The organism is Priestia sp. VA7 (genome assembly GCF_055710015.1).
In genome coordinates this window covers 601,957-618,753 of record NZ_JBVQPN010000003.1, presented here as the reverse complement: position 1 = coordinate 618,753, position 16,797 = coordinate 601,957, and the positions used below count along the sequence as shown (strand labels likewise).

Below are 16,797 nucleotides of genomic sequence, written 5' to 3'. Positions count from 1 at the left end.
CTAGTAGTATATTTTTAAAAATAAATTATACTATTCAGTAGAGAAAATTTTATAAAGCAAGAAAGGGACTTAGTCATGAAAGACATACAGTGGGTACAGAAAACTTTATTTAATACCGGTAAGTGGATTGACATTAGTGAAGTAATTATAAAGATTATCTTGATTTTCATTATTGCTCAAATCGTTATCAGGTTTGCTCGCAGTGTAATTAATAAAATCTTTGATTTCAGATTTAAAACTAAACTGCTGAGGTACAATGAACGTAAAGAAATAACGCTGAAAAAGCTTTGTCTGAGCATTGTCATGTACGTAGTGTATTTTATTGTACTTATTACGTCTTTAGAGGCAATCGGAATTAATATGAAAGCACTCTTAGCTGGTATTAGCGTAGCAGGATTTATTACAGGCTTAGGTGCACAAAATTTGATTAAAGATATTTTAAACGGTTTTTTTATTCTATTTGAAGATCAATTCTCAGTAGGAGATCACGTATCCATAAATGATACGAAAGGAACTGTTGAAGAAATTGGATTGCGCACGACAAAAATTCGCGGAGTGGATGGAGAGTTTTACTTTTTTGCTAATAGTAACATTACAAAAGTAGCGAACTATACGCTCGGTGAAATTCCCGAAGTACATAAGCCTGAACAAATAAAAACTCGTGAAGAATAGCTTCACGAGTTTTTATTTACGACAGTTGTAAAAAATTGATCGTATGATGTAAGGTGATAATCTGCTTCAATGTCGTCATTTTGAAATGCACATGTTTTGATTCCCAGTTCACGGGCAGGTTTTAAATCAAGCTCGCGGTCTCCAATCACTAAATCGAGCTGATACTTATCGTGGAGATAGGCATAAGCGCCGCTATCAGGCTTTCGTTTATAGCCATCATCTTTTGTAATAATCTCCGTAAAATAGTGCTCCATATTAAAAAATGCCAGGATATCAAGAGTAGACTGTCTAGATTTATGCGTAACAATTACATTTGTATCCGCAAAGCTCAGTACGTCTTCTACATGAGGAAAAGCAGGCTTATCTTTAGGATTGATTTTCTGTTCGAGCACATGGAAGTGTTTATCAAACAAAGATTTTTCAATATCGAAGTGCTTAATTGCTATGTCAGAAGATATCTTCATTTGTTTTAAAATATCGTCTTCTGAAATCGTTTGATCTGTTAGTAATTCTTTGAATGCTTTTACAATCGTTGGATAGGTATCAAAGATGGTTCCATCAAAGTCCCATAAAATATTCATTTTCACTGTCTCTCCTTTTTTAAAAACGTAACGATTATACCAAATTTTTCATTGCTTGTCAGTGAACCATTTTGTCGTCGTTGCATTTAAAGTAAAAAAACTCGTTTTATACGAGTTTTTTTACTTTATTAGCTGCTGCTGCACCCACTCCCACAGCTGGAGCTTGAACAGCTAGAGCTGCTGCAGTTTGAACTCGAACAGCTGCTGCCGCTGTCATGATGGTGATGTCCTCCATCGTGTTGGTGATGGTGGCGATTGTCTTCCCATGGACTTGAACAGCTATAGCCGCTGTAAGAGGCTGTATCTCCCGCATACATCGTTTTTTTATATAGCAGCAGCTCATTCATATGGCTTGAAAAGTTGGTGGCTTTGTAGAGAGAATAAAAAACAAAACCTTGAAGAAGAAGTTCGTTTGATACATTTCCTTTTTTAGCCGTTTTTTTAAAATAAGTTGATCCGCCTGCTTTTTTTCTTTTTCGAGCAGCATTGATTTCTTCTTTTAACGTTTGAATCAGGGCTCTCTGCAGTTTTTCCCATTTGCCGTTTCTTAAAAAATAGCGATCTAGTAATTCATCTTCTGACAATCTTTGAAAATCTTGAAGTGTACTTTTATCAAGCGGATGCTGAAAAAATTTCCCCCAAAGCAGTCGGCTGTTGCCCGTTATGTCAAACAAATGAGCATACATCCAATCGAAGAATGCTCGCTTATCCGGCTGTGGTGATGGCGTAGTGTCTACATTTGGCTGGTGATGCAAAAAACGGTCAAAAAAACGGTCTGTAAAACGCCCATAATCCACTGTAAACATGATCATTTCGTGCCACACTTCATCTACTTTTGCACTAAACATCGGTACGTCTTTGATGACTGCATTTAATAAAAAGTAGCGCTTCATCTCAAAAAACGTCCATTCTACTTCATCGTCTTTTGTATTTCGCCCTTGCATACGCTGTTTCACCTGTTGAACATAGGCTTTCGGTAAAGAATCTTCTAGTGAATGAACAATATCTTCAAAACCATTACCTTCATGTATTCCGAGCTCATCTGGAAGCTCCTCTTTATACAAGCGAAATCCCCTTGGCTTTCCAATCCCTTTAATAATCAAAGCTAAAAGAATTACCGCTCCTACTATAATTGCTGTTATCATCTTTTTCCCCCTATACGGTGTCTATATATTCAATATTTTACCACATTCGTAAAATACAAAAAAAGAGCTCAATTAACTTGAGCTCTCGTCATCATCGGGCATCTCGTCTACCTTTTCTACTTTGACTAGACCTTTGGTGCTATATTCAAGATCAAAGTATGCTTTAACGATATCCCCTTTTTTCAAATTGCTTGGAATCGGTTCATTTAAATTTTTATCGGAAAATTTAATGCCCGTTCCTTCTTTTGTTGTTCCGCTGTATGTACCATTTTCGATTTTTTCAATAGTAATATAATACACTCGATATTTGTGCGCTTCCTCGTCGCCCTTTGCTTTTTCTTTAACGGTTTCTTGTTCAGGGAGCTTACTCAGTGTTTCTTGGGCCTGTTCGGAAGTCGGCTCTGCTGATCGATTTATGAATTGCATCACAACTAACACTAAACATATAACTACTAAAACTAATAATAATATCTTTTTTGCTGATAAAGACAATGAACTGTGCCTCCTTACACCTTTATGTATATCATGCTGCACACAAGAGATTATACACGATAAAGGATTAGAAATTGGAATAAATTCTATAAAAATAGTAAAAATATGAGAAAGTACCTAGAATTTTTTACGCTTTTCTGCACTTTTTTGAGATAAAAAAGAAATTTGGTACCTTATCCTTAAATTGTAACTGATTCACTTCATTTTCGAAAAGAGTTTTGACCATTTTGTCGTAAAAAAGTCATAATAAGAAGGAATATCACACCATATTGTCGAACGTATGTATATACTTATAATGAACTGCCGAACTGCTTTTCTCTACCCTCATTGTTGAGGCAATATGGCAACTGAAACAGCTTGCTGTTAAATTCAGATTACACATCTATACTCAGGAGGTGGAATGCAAAATGATGTTTGCACTTATTGTTGTGGTTGGTATCGTAGCACTTGGCGTAGCTAGCTTCTACGTCATTAAGCGGCCTCAAGGCGCTGTTGATCCTGAGGATCGCAAACCGCTTGTTTCTGTAAACGGGCATGTTAAATTTGCAGAAGGAATTAATCAAATTTCCATATCTAAAATTGACATGTACGATCAGCGTCTTGTTATCAATCAAGTAGCTATTATTCCATTTAACCGTATTCAACGAGCAGAATTTTCAAAAGTTGTCAAAAATGAAAAAGGCCTTCACGGAGCTCCTGTTCAACGCTATTTCGGTGAATTAACCATTCATTTCACAGACAAGAACGGGCAAGAAACATACATTAGCTGTGAAACACCGAAAAAAAATCAATTTCACCTCATCTACCAGTACGATTTAATGAAAAGACAATTAAATAAGCGTCTGGGTCTTGAAGATCTGCAGCCTTACCTTACTCTTCAAGAACCATACGAACTATAAGAGAAAACCTCCCTTTTTCACATATTATTTCACTTCCCTGTACATACTAGAAGCGAAACTGAAAATGGGAGGTCATTCCAATGGATTTCGTCCGTTTTTTGCAATATTTTTGTTCAATCGCCGGCGCTCTATGCTTAGGGTTTACCTACTATCACATGTTCAAGCGTGACGCTCCGGTTAAAAAAGAAGAATCACAGCAAGGTGGAACTGACTAACGTTCACCTTGTTTTTTTATGTGCAGGCATGTGTACTTCGCATTTTGTGGTTGAAAGTTAGATTACTTTAATCATTTGTAAAATCACGGGTGATTTTTCTAAAGGAATATCCTCTGTGTTAATGATAAGAAGTCCTTTTTGGACGCTGTAATTGGAGGAAGGCTGTAACACACCGTTTATGAATAGATTACTGTACGAGTAGCTCTCAGGATCCAATATATGCTGAGTGCCGTATTCTTTTAATGCATCTTGATCTGTAAAGATGCGCTTGCTGCCTCCGGCTACCGTATAGTATTCAAAGATGCGAACTTTTTTCGGAAATATATACCTGAATTCCTGCTGAGGCAACACGGGAAGCTTAATAAAAGGTGTTGAACAAGAGGATGCATACTGATCGCAGCCGTAAGATTTTTTTTTCAAGAAAGACTCTCCTTCACAGATGTAGATGTACTTAGTTTAGTTATAGTCTTTAAGAATTAAATTTATGCCATTAAACCTATTCCTCAGAAGGAACAAATGCATATATTGAAGGATAGAACATGAAAGGAGGTAACACATTTATTCCTCTTCAAATTATGAAACTCGCTATAGCCGCTACTACCACTGTAACAGCCAGCCCAACCGTCTCACGCTTTTTCTATGCAGCCACTGCTACAACTACGGGTGCAGCTACTCTAACAATCGATGCGGCTGACTTTTTTGGTGACACAGGTGGCGCGGCTACTGCACTCCCTGCTTTAGCTACGGATAACAGCTATTACAATGTGTATATCAACGGCGTTTTACAAATGGCTGGCCTTTCCACATATACGCCAGGAGCTACGGGTGTCGGTTCTTTAGCTATTACGGTTCCTGCAGGATCCAGCGTTTTAACAGGTTCTCCTATAGTTTTAGAAGTTGTTAACTTTGCTCCTGATTCTGATACTGATGTACAAACTTAAAAATAACTTGCTATCGTTTTATTTTAAAGCGAAATCGCGCGTGTAAGATATATAAAGTCTCAGTTTTAAAGAAATTTAGTGGTCATAACAAAAGCTTCTGCGGATGTAGCGCAGAAGCTTTTATTATTGTTGTTTATTTAATTCAAAACGCCCAGTTCCCTTTTCTAAACACAGGCTCGCTTGTGCCGTCAGCTTTAATGCCGTCGATGTCCATTTCAGCTGAGCCAATCATGAAGTCAACGTGGGTGATGCTGTCATTTGCTCCGTTTTGTGACAGCTCTTCTTTAGACATCGTTTTTCCGCCTTCTAGACAGAAAGAGTACGAGCTGCCGATCGCTAAATGGTTGGATGCATTTTCGTCAAACAGCGTGTTGTAGAAGATAATGTTTGACTGAGAAATTGGCGATTGATGCGGTACTAAGGCTACTTCTCCTAAGTATTTAGCACCTTCATCTGTTTCAATTAGGTGCTTTAACGTTTCTTCACCTTCTTCTGCTTTTACATCAACAATTTTTCCATTTTCAAATGTTAACGTGAAGTTTTCAATTAAGTTTCCTGCGTAGCTAAGCGGTTTTGTGCTTGTTACTTGCCCGTTTACGCCGTCTTTTTTTGGAAGTGTGAATACTTCTTCTGTTGGCATATTGGCCATAAACGAGTTGCCGTCTTCATTAATACTGCCTGCGCCAACCCAAATATGTTTGTCAGGAAGCTCAATTGTTAAATCTGTTCCTGGCGCTTTATAGTGAAGCTTAGCAAATCTCTTTTCATTTAAAATGTCTACTTTTGTATGTAATGAAGCATTATGCTCTTCCCATGCAGCCACTGGATCTTCTTGGTCTACGCGCACAGATTTAAAAATAGCTTCCCACAGTTTTTCTTGCTGCTGTTCTTCTGGAACGTCAGGAAATACTTTTGCTGCCCAGTCTTTTGAAGGAACAGCTACAATGGACCAGCTGATTTTATCGGATTGGATCGCTTCACGGAATTTTTTCATTGCTTTTCCGCTTACTTTTTGGAAAGCAGCAATACGTTTGCCATCTACTCCTTTTAGTAAGTCAGGGCCGCTTGAAATCACAGATAAAACAGCGCCTCCGTTTTTCACAAGCTCTTCTCTTGCTTGAGCTTTCCAAGCAGGAAATTCACTAAATACAGATTCATCCGCTTTTTCATATTTCAAACGAACTAAATGATCGTCATGCCAGTCTACATCAACAGACTTTGCTCCGGTTTCGTATGCTTTTTTCGCAATTTCACGAACAAAATCAGCGGAAGAAATATCGGCATTAATGTTTAATATTTGCCCTTTTTGAATGTTTACACCGACTTTTACAGCTAGCTCGGCATACTTTTCAATATTGCGCTCAAACTGTTCCATAATTTATCTCCTTTACGTATATATTCTAACGACTTTATTGTATCATGAATAAAACATCAATTAAAAATCCTAGCCTATAGTTTACATAATATAATTACGTTATTTTACAGATTATTATATAGCAAAAGTTTGTTCTCTAAGAATCAGAACAAACTTTTGTCTTTCACAGATTCAGTTTTGTAGCCGAGCCGCTCCGAAATGTTCTTGCCTATATCAACCATGCGTTCTTGAAAATACGTTAATCGCTCATTTGTCATACGCATGGTAGCACCGGAAATGCTGACTGCGGCAACGACTTGACCAAGGTGATCAAAAATAGGCGCTGCGATGCAGGTAATTCCATATTCATTTTCTTCTAAATCCAGCGCATATCCTTTTTGTTTTACTTCTGAAAGTTCTCGAAGAAAGCTTTCTTCATCTGTAATGGTGTGATCGGTATGAGCGGGTAAGCCTTTTCTTTCAAGAATGCTTGTTACCGTGTTAAGCGGTAAAAAAGCTAGGATAGCTTTACCGACAGACGTGCAGTGCATAGGGGCTCTTTTCCCCACTTTTGAATGCATGCGCAGCGTCTGATTGCCTTCTAATTTTTCAATATACACTACTTCACCTTGATCGTAGACAACAAGATGAATAACTTCATTTGTTTCACTTTCAAGTTCTTGCAAAAACGGCTTTGCTTCCGTTCGTAAATCAATAGAATCTAAAAGCTTTGAACTTACTTCTAAAAACTTATACCCAAGCTTGTACCGCCCGGTTTCTTGATCTTGTTCAATATAGCCGTACTGAGCAAGAGTAGTTAGAATACGGTATACGGAGCTTTTGTTGATGTCCATTTGCTTTGCAATTTCTGTGACGCCTACCCCTTCTCTTTCCATACTGACAATTGTGACGATATCCAACGCCCGGCTTACAGACTTCACCATATTTTCTCTCTCCATTTTTTTCTCTCCTTTATGTGTCGTGTTACTGCCGGGCATTTTTTATCACTCTTATACGTTTACACGTTCTTTCTCTGCAGCAAACGGATTTTGGAGGGTTCCAATTTCTCGGATGGTGCATTCAATGATATCGTTTGCGCTTACCAGCTCCGCGCCGACCGGACTTCCTGTTAAAACCACATCTCCCGGCTTAAGGGTCATAACAGTAGAAAGGTAAGCGATCATTTGCTCAACGGAAATAATCATTAAATCTGTCGAGCTATTTTGTTTTTCAACGCCATTTAAAAACGCTTTTACATGAATGGATTTAAAATCAAGCTCCGTTTCGATTACGGGGCCAAGAGGGGTAAATGAATCAAAGGATTTTCCAATGGTCCAGTGCCCGTCTTCATGAAAATAATCCGGAGCCGTTACATCGTTTCCAATTGTATACCCAAATATATAGTCCAGCACGTCTTCTTTTGCGATGTTCTTCGCTTCTTTTCCAATAACAACCGCAAGCTCGGATTCAAACTTGACGTGCTTAATCGCGGTTGGAATGACAATGGCATCGTTTGGACCGATCACAGAGGATGTGGGCTTAAAAAAGAAGACAGGAATAGAAGGCATTTCTCTTGGCAGCTCCGACTTTGCAGCCGCATAATTTGCGCCTATTCCAATAATTTGATTCGGCTCTAAAGGAGCCAAAAGCCTTACTTCACTCGGTGAAAAAGTCTGCCCTGTATAGTCCCATTTCTCAAATATATTTCCTTTAATGACGCTGATCGTATTCTCTTTTAGTACACCTGTATGACGGCTATCTTGTACAGCGAACCTTACAAATTTCATAACATAGCTCCTTTTCCCATTTGCTTAATTTTAATAAGAATAGTAGATAGTCAGATTCTGAAGGTGTAAGTACAGCCTGCCATCCCTATGCTGACAGGCCGTTTGTTTTACTGTTTTATAGCTGCTTTTGCCTTTGCTTCTATACGGCTGCGGTGTAAGATGGGCTCCGTATAGCCGTTTGGCTGATCATAGCCTTGAAATACTAAATCGCAGGCTGCTTGAAAAGCAATGGATGCGCTGTAGTTCGGTGCCATTGGCTGATACAGAGGATCATTTTCATTTTGTTGATCCACTACTTTTGCCATTCGCTTGAGCGTCTCCGTTACTTGTTCCTTTGTACAAATTCCATGATGAAGCCAGTTAGCCACGTGCTGACTAGAAATACGAAGCGTTGCCCGGTCTTCCATTAGCCCTACATTATTAATATCCGGTACTTTTGAGCACCCTACTCCTTGGTCGACCCACCTTACTACATAACCAAGTATTCCTTGAGCGTTGTTGTCGAGCTCCTGCTGAATTTCATCTTTGCTCCAATTTGGTTTTTCTGCCACAGGAATTTGCAAAATGTCATCTTGTAAATCAGTAGACTGAGTAAGCAATTCGTTTTGAACATCTCTTACATCAATTTGATGATAGTGAAGAGCATGAAGCGTTGCTGCGGTTGGTGAAGGCACCCATGCCGTATTCGCTCCTGCTTTTAAATGTCCCACTTTTTGTTTAAGCATTTCCGCCATCATATCAGGCATTGCCCACATTCCTTTTCCGATTTGAGCGCGCCCTTGGAATCCGCTTGCTAATCCTACATTTACATTAGACTGCTCGTAGCCTTGAAGCCATTTAGACGTTTTCATATCATTTTTACGAATAACAGCGCCCGCTTCCATTGAGGTATGAATTTCGTCACCCGTTCGATCCAAGAATCCAGTATTAATAAAAGCCACTCGTTCTTTTACTTCTTTGATACACGCTTTTAAATTAAGCGTCGTGCGGCGCTCTTCGTCCATTACGCCAATTTTAATTGTATGACGCTCAAGCCCTAGCATATCTTCAATTGAATTAAATAGCGTATTGGCAAAAGCTACTTCTTTGGAGCCGTGCATTTTCGGTTTAACGATATAGATAGAGCTCTTTTTAGAATTTTGATACGTACCGTTTTTAAGCAAGGTGTGTTTGGCAATTAAACTAGTAATCACGCTGTCTAAAATACCTTCATAGATTTCGTTGCCATTTCGATCTAAAACAGCGCTGTTTGTCATTAAATGCCCAACGTTTCGAACAAACATAAGCGAACGGCCAGACAGTGAAATCTTTTTCTTGTCCGGAGAAATATAGGTACGGTCTGGATTTAAACGCCTTGTCATGTTTTGACTTCCTTTTTTAAAAGTAGACGTCAAATCACCTTTCATTAATCCCAGCCAGTTGCGGTAAACATCTACTTTATCTTCTGCGTCTACTGCCGCTACTGAATCTTCACAGTCCATAATCGTCGTAAGAGCTGCTTCCATTAAAATATCTTTTACACCCGCATCGTCTGTTTTACCAATCGAATCCGTACGGTCAATTTGAACTTCAAAATGTAGGCCGTTGTTTTTGAATAAAAGAGCATCAGGGCTTTCTTCTTCCCCTTGATACCCTACAAATTTCTCTTCTTCCTGTAATTCGGTTAAACTGCCATCGTTTAATTGAGCGACAAGCTTTCCATTTTCAAGGCTGTACTGAACCACTTCCGCATGAGAAGACTGAACGAGCGGAACAACTTCATTAAGAAAATTCTTCGCAAACGCAATAACTTTTTCTCCTCGAATTGGATTATAAGAACTCGTGCGCGAAGCTCCATTTTCTTCACTGATTGCATCAGTGCCGTAAAGAGCATCATAGAGACTTCCCCAACGTGCATTAGCAGCGTTAATAGCGTACCGGGCGTTATTTACTGGTACAACAAGCTGCGGTCCTGCCTGATAGGCAATTTCGCTGTCTACTCCTTCTGTACCAATAAGAAAATCCTCTGTCTTGTCTTCTAAATAGCCAATTCTCGTTAAAAACGATTTGTATTCGCTAAAGTCACCGTCAGGGTTTTCTTGATGCCACGCATTAATTTGAGCTTGCAGCTGATCACGCTTTTCTAACAAACGTTTATTTACGGGTGTTAACTTGGTTACTAACGCTTCAAAATCAGACCAAAAATTTTCTGTACTTAGGCCGCTGCCCGGAAGAGCTTCCTCATTGATAAATTGATAGAGAACTGGAGCTACTTTCAGATTTCCAACTTGTTTATAGTTTGTCACCGTCTGTTTCCTCCTCTTACTCTTTTACATTTTTAAATTTGGACGCGCTTTCATTTCTTTTTGCCAAAAATGGTTAAGACGAACATATGCGGTTCTGTTTCTTATTACGAAACAGCGTTTTATTTTTGTTAAAAAAATCATATCATCGAGCGAATATATTTTCAAGAATTTTCTAAAAATATTCTATTTTTTTCATTTCTTTTTTGACTTCAGCGCAGCGGCTCGGACTTGGAAACAGCTTTCCTGCATTTAATAGATTTTTAGGATTAAATACTTCTCGTATATTCGTTTGTGCTTGAATTTCCTCTTCATTGAAAACAAATCGCATTTCTTCTTTTTTTTCAATGCCCACGCCGTGTTCGCCGGTAATCGTTCCTCCTGCTTCTGCACATACTTGCAAACATGCGCTTCCGGCGTCGAGTGCTTTTTCTGTTTCCCCGGGCTTTCTAGCATCAAATAATACAAGCGGATGCAAGTTCCCGTCTCCGGCGTGAAAAATATTGGCAATGCGAAGGCCAGATTCTTCGCTAATTTTGTTAATTCGCTTCAGCACTTGAGGCAGTTTACTTCTTGGAATAACGCCGTCTTGTACGAGATAGTCAGGGGATATAGCTCCCATCGCTCCAAATCCTGTTTTACGATTTGCCCACCACCTCGCGCGCTCTTCTTCACTTTCAGCTACTTTCACTTCCCGTACGTTTTGTTTTTTACATACGTCTAAAATACGAAGGATTTGCTCTTCGATACCGGCTGAAATGCCGTCTACTTCAATTAATAAAAGAGCTTCAATATCTCTAGGGTGTCCGACTGGAAACGCAGCAGCTTCCACTCCTTCAATGGCGGTTTTATCCATCATTTCAAGCGCAGCAGGCACAATGCCGGCTGATATAATGTCCGATACCGCTTGGCTGCCGTCTTCTACGCGGTCGAAATAGGCAAGAACCGTTTGTTTTGCTTCGGGGTTTTTCAAAATGCGTACCGTAATTTTTGTAACGATTCCTAACGTCCCTTCTGATCCTGTTAAAAGCCCTAATAAATCATATCCCGGTTCATCTGGAATACCTTGCTTGCCAAGCTCAATCACATCTCCATTTGGAAGCACGACCTCTAGCCCTAAAATATGGTTGGTAGTTACTCCATATTTAAGACAGTGTGCCCCTCCTGCGTTTTCCGCTACATTTCCACCAATGGTGCAGCAATATTGACTCGAAGGATCAGGTGCATAATAATATCCTTTTTCAGAGATTGAATTGGTTAATTTAAGATTAATAAATCCCGGCTCTACAACGGCACGCCTGTTTTCATAGTCGACGCTAAGAAGGCGCTTCATTTTCACTAAACTAATAACCACTTCGTTATTAAGAGGAATCGCTCCCCCGCTCAGTCCTGTCCCTGCTCCTCTTGCGAGAAAAGGCAAATCATGTTCATTGCAGTATTTAACAATGCTAGAAACTTCTTTCGTATTTTGAGGAAATAACACCGCTTTAGGCAAATGTCTATGAATGGTAAATCCATCGCAGTCGTACGCAAGCAAATCTTCTTTATGATGCAAAATAGAATGAGCATCTACTAGTTGAGAAAGATTTTTTACGTGAAGATCTTTTATTCTATTTTTCTTCAACACGATGTGCTTCCTCCTCTTCTTTTTGATAGGCCCACTCCAAAAGCTGTACCGTGTGAACAATTTGCTGACTTCGTCCATATTTTTTCACTCCTACTGCCATCTGCAGCATGCATCCCGGGTTTCCCATTGAAATCATTTCTACGTCATGAGGCACATGTTCCATTTTACTTTGAAGCACAGCTCCCGCCATATCAGGATTTGTTAAATTATAAATTCCTGCACTTCCACAGCATCGGTCCGCATTAGCCATATGAACCATTTCCACTCCCGGAATAGAAAGCAAAATATCTCTTGGTTCTTCTCTAACTCCTTGACCATGAGCTAAATGGCAAGCGTCGTGATACGTAATACGCTTATGCAGCTTTGTCTGCGGGGCTCGATATCCCGTATCGTGAAGGTATTTTGAAATATCCTGGACTTTTTCAGCAAAGACTTCGGCTTTTTCAAGCCACTCTTGCTCTTCTTCTCTAAATAGTTCAGGATACTCTTTCAACATGCAGCCGCATCCTGCAGCGTTTACAATAACAGTGTCCGCATGCTGAAACGCCTCTATATTTTTTTTTGCAAGCTGTCTTCCCATGTCTCGGTCTCCTGCATGAACATGCAAAGCACCACAGCACGTTTGAGATGGAGGAATAACGACGTCGTTTCCATTTCTTCGTAATACATTAAGAGTCGCTTCATTAATCTCACTGAACATGACGTCCATGATGCAGCCGGTTAAAAAAGCAACTTCTGCTTTTCTTTCGGCTTTTGCTTTTAGAACGCGTTTCTTTTTATATTTTTTTCGAACAGAACGGGTAATTTTAGGCATTACATGTTCCATTTCCGCTAGATGTGTCGGCATCATATTTAACATGCCTGTTGTGCGCATCATTTTTTGCATTCCGCTTTTTTGATACAGCTTCAATAAGCTTCCTGCAGCTTCTAAGCGATGAGAGTGAGGAAAAAGTTCTTTTAGAAAAAACTTGCTGATCATGCCTTTCCATCCCGTCAAAGGCATTGCCTGACGAATTTGGCCGCGAGCTTCTTCAATGAGTCCGCCAACGTCTACATTTGCAGGGCAAGCAGTTGTACAGGCCCGGCAATCCAAACAGGCAAACACAGGGTCTGTAAACTGCTCATTCACGCTTATTTTTCCTTCTGCTACCGATTTGATAAGGTGCACGCGTCCTCTTGGTGAATGCTGTTCTTGCCCTGTTATTTCATAAGTAGGACAAGACTCCAAGCACATTCCGCAGTGTACACAATCCGCCCATTTTTTTTCGTCTGGCGCGTCTTTCCACAAATAATTGCTAACGCTTTGACATGGAGCATCTTTGATATCCGCTTTCGCTGAATTCACTTAGATTCCTCCTATAAATCGTTTATAGTTAAGCACGTTTTTAGCGTCCATCTTTGCTTTAATTCCTGCTAGTAACGGAAAATGAGAAGGTTCTTCTCCCCATACATTTACTTTTTGGCGGAGTATAAAAGGCAAATGGTTAACGATCACATATCCTCCGTACGTTTTAGCAGTTTCAGTAAATGAAGTAATAACGGAAAGAATGGCATCTTCTGAGCCTTTTATGTAGACCGAACAAAGACCATGTCCAACTCCTCCATGTGCTTTTATCAGCATTGGACAGGACGTTTTTAATGCAGTACTTTTGTTTATTACATCGAGTACATTCATATTTGGTACGCCAATTTTTAGTGCGGCTTCCGTTTCCTCTTCGGAAGAACAGCATGCACCATTTGGACTAATGTTACTAAAAAATCCCCAAAATACTTCGGCTTCTTTTTCATGCAGCACTTTTAAAATCGTATCAGGCGGCTGAATACTTTTGATGTAATTCTCTTGATAATGAACGGAACTTTCCACATCTTCAAAGCTGATTACAAGTGTAAACAGATGCTGCCCTATTACATCTTCAGCTAGAGAAGGATTTAATAATTCCAAAGCAACGGGCTCTATCATGGAATCTAAGACTTTGCTAACAAACGCATGAATTTCTTCGATATTGCCTGTTGAAAAAGAAATAAAGACAATGCTTTGATACTTGGGCAGCGGACGCAGCTTTAACGTTATTTCGGATATAACGCCGAGCGTTCCCATTGAACCAATAAACAGCTTATTCATATCATAGCCAGCCACGTTCTTGACGACTTTTCCCCCTGAACGAACAATGGTTCCATCTGAATATACGACTCTCATACCGATTACTGCATCTCGAGCTGATCCATAAGACAAGCGCTTTGGACCACTTTCATTTGCTGCAACAACTCCGCCGATTGTAGCGTATTCTCCTAGAGCTGGGTCAAGTGAAACTTGCTGATTATAGGTTTTTAAATACGTTTGGAGCTCTCCAAACGGTGTACCAGCTTTTACAGTAACCGTCATATCTCCTACTGTATGTTCAACAATTCCGCTGTATTCAGTCAGTGAAAGTAAAAGGTCAGCTGTCTCCATAAGCCCGCCAAACCCTTTTTTTGTACCGTTCCCTTCAATGATGACTTTTTTTCCGTGTTCCGTTGCATACTTTAAAACGGCTGCTATTTCTTGCTCTGTAGTTGGCTTAACGTGAAGGGATCCGTTATTTCCAAGGAAGGGATTCATATGCTGTTCTTCAAGTGTGGAAGAATTAAATAAAATGGATTTTAAATGACCTGGAAGCTCTAACGTACTCAATAAATTGACTCCTCTCGTTTTGTAATAGCAAACAACGTTTCACTAGTAACAGAAAGAAGTGCTCCATATAATACGACTAAAAGTAGTAGATTAATAAGAAGGATAATTAGTAGAATAGATGAAAAGATATATTTCAAGCGCTTACAATCATTAAATCACCTATTCTTGGGATTTTCAACCAATATTTTCTTCATATCAATAAAAAAATGTCCCTTCTTTTGAAAAAAGTTTCTTTTGGCACTTGCCTATCCTAAAAGGATTAGAATATAATGTAAGCGAATTCATTTTTACATAAGTCATCAGATGACCTTATCATCGTAGTTTTGATTGTTTTGTTTTACTAAATTTGTAGTTCACTAATTTGAAAATGAGGTGTTAGTTATGACATGGACACAGCAGTTCACTCCTGTAGGAAACAGCGTCATTTGGTCTTCATTAATCGCTTTGATTCCTATTCTTTACTTCTTTTGGGCTCTGGCTATTAAACGAATGAAAGGTTATATGGCTGGGGTTACAACTTTACTGGTCGCACTTGCTGTTGCAATACTTGCCTACAAAATGCCGGCTAGCATGGCTTTTATGTCGGCTAGTCAAGGAGCTGTATACGGTATACTGCCGATTGGATGGATTATCATTACGTCCGTTTTTCTTTACAAACTAACCGTAAAAACCGGTCAGTTTGATATTATTCGTACCTCTGTCGTATCTATTACAGAAGATCGCAGACTTCAAGCTTTGTTGATTGCTTTTTCGTTTGGGGCTTTTCTTGAAGGGGCCGCTGGTTTCGGCGCACCTGTTGCTATTTCAGCAGCTCTGCTGGTAGGTTTAGGATTTAATCCACTGTATGCTGCTGGCTTATGTTTATTAGCAAACACAGCACCCGTTGCTTTTGGTGCAATTGGTATTCCTATCACGGCTATGGAAGGTCCTACTGGAGTAGCGGCAATGGAAATCTCTAAAATGGTAGGCCGCCAGCTTCCTTTTATTTCTGTATTTATTCCGCTGTATTTGGTTTTTATAATGGCAGGATTTAAGAAAACAGTAGAAGTACTCCCTGCTATTTTAGTATCTGGCATCTCTTTTGCCCTTACCCAGTTTGTCAGCTCTAACTTTTTAGGACCGGAACTTCCCGATATTTTATCGGCACTCGTTTCACTTTTTGCGCTTGCTATTTTCTTAAAATTCTGGAAACCGAAAACAACGTTTCGCTTTCAATCTGAAAAAGCAGCACATGAAGTAGCTTCCGCTTCGGCTGAGCCAAGAGAAACTCAAGATCAACCTACATTCACGGGGGCTCAAATTGCAAAGGCGTGGTCACCTTTTTTAATTTTAACGATCTTTATTTCTATATGGGGAATTCCTCAAATTAAAACCGCTTTGACAGGACATTATGAAGGAGCTAACGCTTTTTTGAGCGCTATCAATTCCATCGGACATTATTTAACGTTTATGCCAGAAGTACCTTGGTTAAATAATTTAATTTTAAATGGAAATGGAGAACCGATTGCGGCAGTGTATAAGTTAGAATTACTAGGCGCTGCCGGCACAGCTATCCTGTTGTCTGCTGTTGTCACAAAATTTATCGTCAACATCTCTTGGAAAGACTGGTTCATTACGTTTAACGAGACGTGCAAAGAATTAGCGTTGCCGCTGCTTACCATTATGTCCGTTGTGGCATTTGCTTACGTGACAAATGCTTCTGGAATGAGTACAACCTTAGGACTACTGCTAGCTAAAACAGGCGCGTTATTTCCCTTTTTCTCTCCTGTACTCGGCTGGCTCGGTGTTTTTATTACAGGATCAGATACATCGGCCAACCTATTGTTCGGCAACTTACAAAAAATTACGGCCACGTCTATTGGAATGGACCCGCTTCTTGCTCTTGCAGCAAATTCTTCAGGGGGAGTAACCGGGAAAATGATTTCCCCCCAGTCCATCGCCGTTGCCTGTGCTGCGGTTGGGTTGGCTGGAAAAGAGTCCGATTTGCTTCGTTTTACGGTGAAACACAGTTTATTTTTACTGCTGATTGTCTGCGTACTAACATTTTTACAATCTAATGTATTATCATGGATGATTCCTTAATCAAAAAAGCTTCCGTATCTAGAGGTATCCCTCTGCGCGGAAGCTTTTT

16 protein-coding genes are annotated in these 16,797 nt (G+C 39.7%); 5 read left to right on the top strand and 11 right to left on the bottom strand.

The window, feature by feature from the left end; genetic code table 11:
* The first annotated feature begins 75 nt into the window (after positions 1-75).
* The gene (locus AC0C45_RS15960) at positions 76-672 is read left to right on the top strand and encodes a mechanosensitive ion channel family protein (protein WP_016764594.1); all 597 of its coding nucleotides are present in this window, start codon (positions 76-78) and stop codon (positions 670-672) included.
* A 2-nt stretch (positions 673-674) separates the two neighbouring features.
* Here the strand turns inward: AC0C45_RS15960 and AC0C45_RS15955 are convergent, their stop codons facing one another.
* The 3 genes from AC0C45_RS15955 to AC0C45_RS15945 form a co-directional block, all read right to left on the bottom strand.
* The gene (locus AC0C45_RS15955; protein WP_016764595.1) at positions 675-1,253 is read right to left on the bottom strand and encodes an HAD-IA family hydrolase; all 579 of its coding nucleotides are present in this window, start codon (positions 1,251-1,253) and stop codon (positions 675-677) included.
* A gap of 128 nt (positions 1,254-1,381) precedes the next feature.
* Positions 1,382-2,398: a glycine-rich domain-containing protein gene (locus AC0C45_RS15950; RefSeq protein WP_047932376.1), complete on the bottom strand. Its 1,017-nt coding sequence runs from the start codon at positions 2,396-2,398 to the stop codon at positions 1,382-1,384.
* A gap of 72 nt (positions 2,399-2,470) precedes the next feature.
* On the bottom strand, positions 2,471-2,890 hold the full coding sequence (locus AC0C45_RS15945) for a hypothetical protein (RefSeq protein ID WP_013057548.1): 420 nt from the start codon (positions 2,888-2,890) through the stop codon (positions 2,471-2,473).
* 407 nt (positions 2,891-3,297) lie between these two features.
* Here AC0C45_RS15945 and AC0C45_RS15940 point away from each other — a divergent pair, with 407 nt between their 5' ends.
* Entirely contained in the window at positions 3,298-3,789 is a 492-nt protein-coding gene (locus AC0C45_RS15940; RefSeq protein WP_016764597.1) for a hypothetical protein, read from the top strand.
* Between the two features lie 80 nt (positions 3,790-3,869).
* Entirely contained in the window at positions 3,870-4,004 is a 135-nt protein-coding gene (locus tag AC0C45_RS15935) for a hypothetical protein (RefSeq protein WP_013083673.1), read from the top strand.
* A gap of 57 nt (positions 4,005-4,061) precedes the next feature.
* Here the strand turns inward: AC0C45_RS15935 and AC0C45_RS15930 are convergent, their stop codons facing one another.
* The gene (locus AC0C45_RS15930) at positions 4,062-4,424 is read right to left on the bottom strand and encodes a DUF4183 domain-containing protein (protein ID WP_234943437.1); all 363 of its coding nucleotides are present in this window, start codon (positions 4,422-4,424) and stop codon (positions 4,062-4,064) included.
* 140 nt (positions 4,425-4,564) lie between these two features.
* On the opposite strand from AC0C45_RS15930, the gene AC0C45_RS15925 reads away from it, so the two are divergent.
* Positions 4,565-4,945 carry a DUF4183 domain-containing protein gene (locus AC0C45_RS15925; protein ID WP_074894725.1) on the top strand — a complete coding sequence of 127 codons (381 nt, stop codon included), beginning with the start codon at positions 4,565-4,567 and terminating at the stop codon, positions 4,943-4,945.
* A 142-nt stretch (positions 4,946-5,087) separates the two neighbouring features.
* Here AC0C45_RS15925 and AC0C45_RS15920 read toward each other — a convergent pair whose 3' ends face one another.
* The 7 genes from AC0C45_RS15920 to AC0C45_RS15890 form a co-directional block, all read right to left on the bottom strand.
* The gene (locus AC0C45_RS15920; protein ID WP_257062207.1) at positions 5,088-6,320 is read right to left on the bottom strand and encodes an aminopeptidase; all 1,233 of its coding nucleotides are present in this window, start codon (positions 6,318-6,320) and stop codon (positions 5,088-5,090) included.
* 143 nt (positions 6,321-6,463) lie between these two features.
* On the bottom strand, positions 6,464-7,258 hold the full coding sequence (locus tag AC0C45_RS15915; protein WP_016764601.1) for an IclR family transcriptional regulator: 795 nt from the start codon (positions 7,256-7,258) through the stop codon (positions 6,464-6,466).
* Between the two features lie 51 nt (positions 7,259-7,309).
* Positions 7,310-8,086 carry a fumarylacetoacetate hydrolase family protein gene (locus tag AC0C45_RS15910; protein ID WP_034651021.1) on the bottom strand — a complete coding sequence of 259 codons (777 nt, stop codon included), beginning with the start codon at positions 8,084-8,086 and terminating at the stop codon, positions 7,310-7,312.
* 107 nt (positions 8,087-8,193) lie between these two features.
* Positions 8,194-10,371 (bottom strand): malate synthase G, encoded by a 2,178-nt coding sequence (locus tag AC0C45_RS15905; protein ID WP_257062204.1) that lies wholly within the window; start codon positions 10,369-10,371, stop codon positions 8,194-8,196.
* A gap of 172 nt (positions 10,372-10,543) precedes the next feature.
* Positions 10,544-11,995, bottom strand: a complete 1,452-nt coding sequence (locus AC0C45_RS15900) for an FAD-linked oxidase C-terminal domain-containing protein (RefSeq protein WP_237892463.1) — start codon at positions 11,993-11,995, stop codon at positions 10,544-10,546.
* On the bottom strand, positions 11,979-13,340 hold the full coding sequence (locus tag AC0C45_RS15895; protein WP_047932389.1) for a (Fe-S)-binding protein: 1,362 nt from the start codon (positions 13,338-13,340) through the stop codon (positions 11,979-11,981). The genes AC0C45_RS15900 and AC0C45_RS15895 overlap by 17 nt, the downstream gene beginning before the upstream one ends.
* A complete protein-coding gene (locus tag AC0C45_RS15890; RefSeq protein WP_237892464.1) occupies positions 13,341-14,666 on the bottom strand; it encodes an FAD-binding oxidoreductase in 1,326 nt (441 codons plus the stop codon).
* Between the two features lie 381 nt (positions 14,667-15,047).
* On the opposite strand from AC0C45_RS15890, the gene AC0C45_RS15885 reads away from it, so the two are divergent.
* Positions 15,048-16,748: an L-lactate permease gene (locus AC0C45_RS15885; RefSeq protein WP_016764607.1), complete on the top strand. Its 1,701-nt coding sequence runs from the start codon at positions 15,048-15,050 to the stop codon at positions 16,746-16,748.
* The last annotated feature ends 49 nt before the right edge of the window (positions 16,749-16,797 follow it).

Excerpts from the sequence above, each read along its gene's own strand:
- AC0C45_RS15910 (WP_034651021.1), bottom strand. The coding sequence starts at position 8,086 with ATGAAATTTGTAAGGTTCGCTGTACAAGATAGCCGTCATACAGGTGTA.
- AC0C45_RS15960 (WP_016764594.1), top strand. The coding sequence starts at position 76 with ATGAAAGACATACAGTGGGTACAGAAAACTTTATTTAATACCGGTAAG.
- AC0C45_RS15885 (WP_016764607.1), top strand. The coding sequence starts at position 15,048 with ATGACATGGACACAGCAGTTCACTCCTGTAGGAAACAGCGTCATTTGG.
- AC0C45_RS15955 (WP_016764595.1), bottom strand. The coding sequence starts at position 1,253 with ATGAATATTTTATGGGACTTTGATGGAACCATCTTTGATACCTATCCA.
- AC0C45_RS15935 (WP_013083673.1), top strand. The coding sequence starts at position 3,870 with ATGGATTTCGTCCGTTTTTTGCAATATTTTTGTTCAATCGCCGGCGCT.
- AC0C45_RS15920 (WP_257062207.1), bottom strand. The coding sequence starts at position 6,320 with ATGGAACAGTTTGAGCGCAATATTGAAAAGTATGCCGAGCTAGCTGTA.
- AC0C45_RS15950 (WP_047932376.1), bottom strand. The coding sequence starts at position 2,398 with ATGATAACAGCAATTATAGTAGGAGCGGTAATTCTTTTAGCTTTGATT.
- AC0C45_RS15915 (WP_016764601.1), bottom strand. The coding sequence starts at position 7,258 with ATGGAGAGAGAAAATATGGTGAAGTCTGTAAGCCGGGCGTTGGATATC.
- AC0C45_RS15940 (WP_016764597.1), top strand. The coding sequence starts at position 3,298 with ATGATGTTTGCACTTATTGTTGTGGTTGGTATCGTAGCACTTGGCGTA.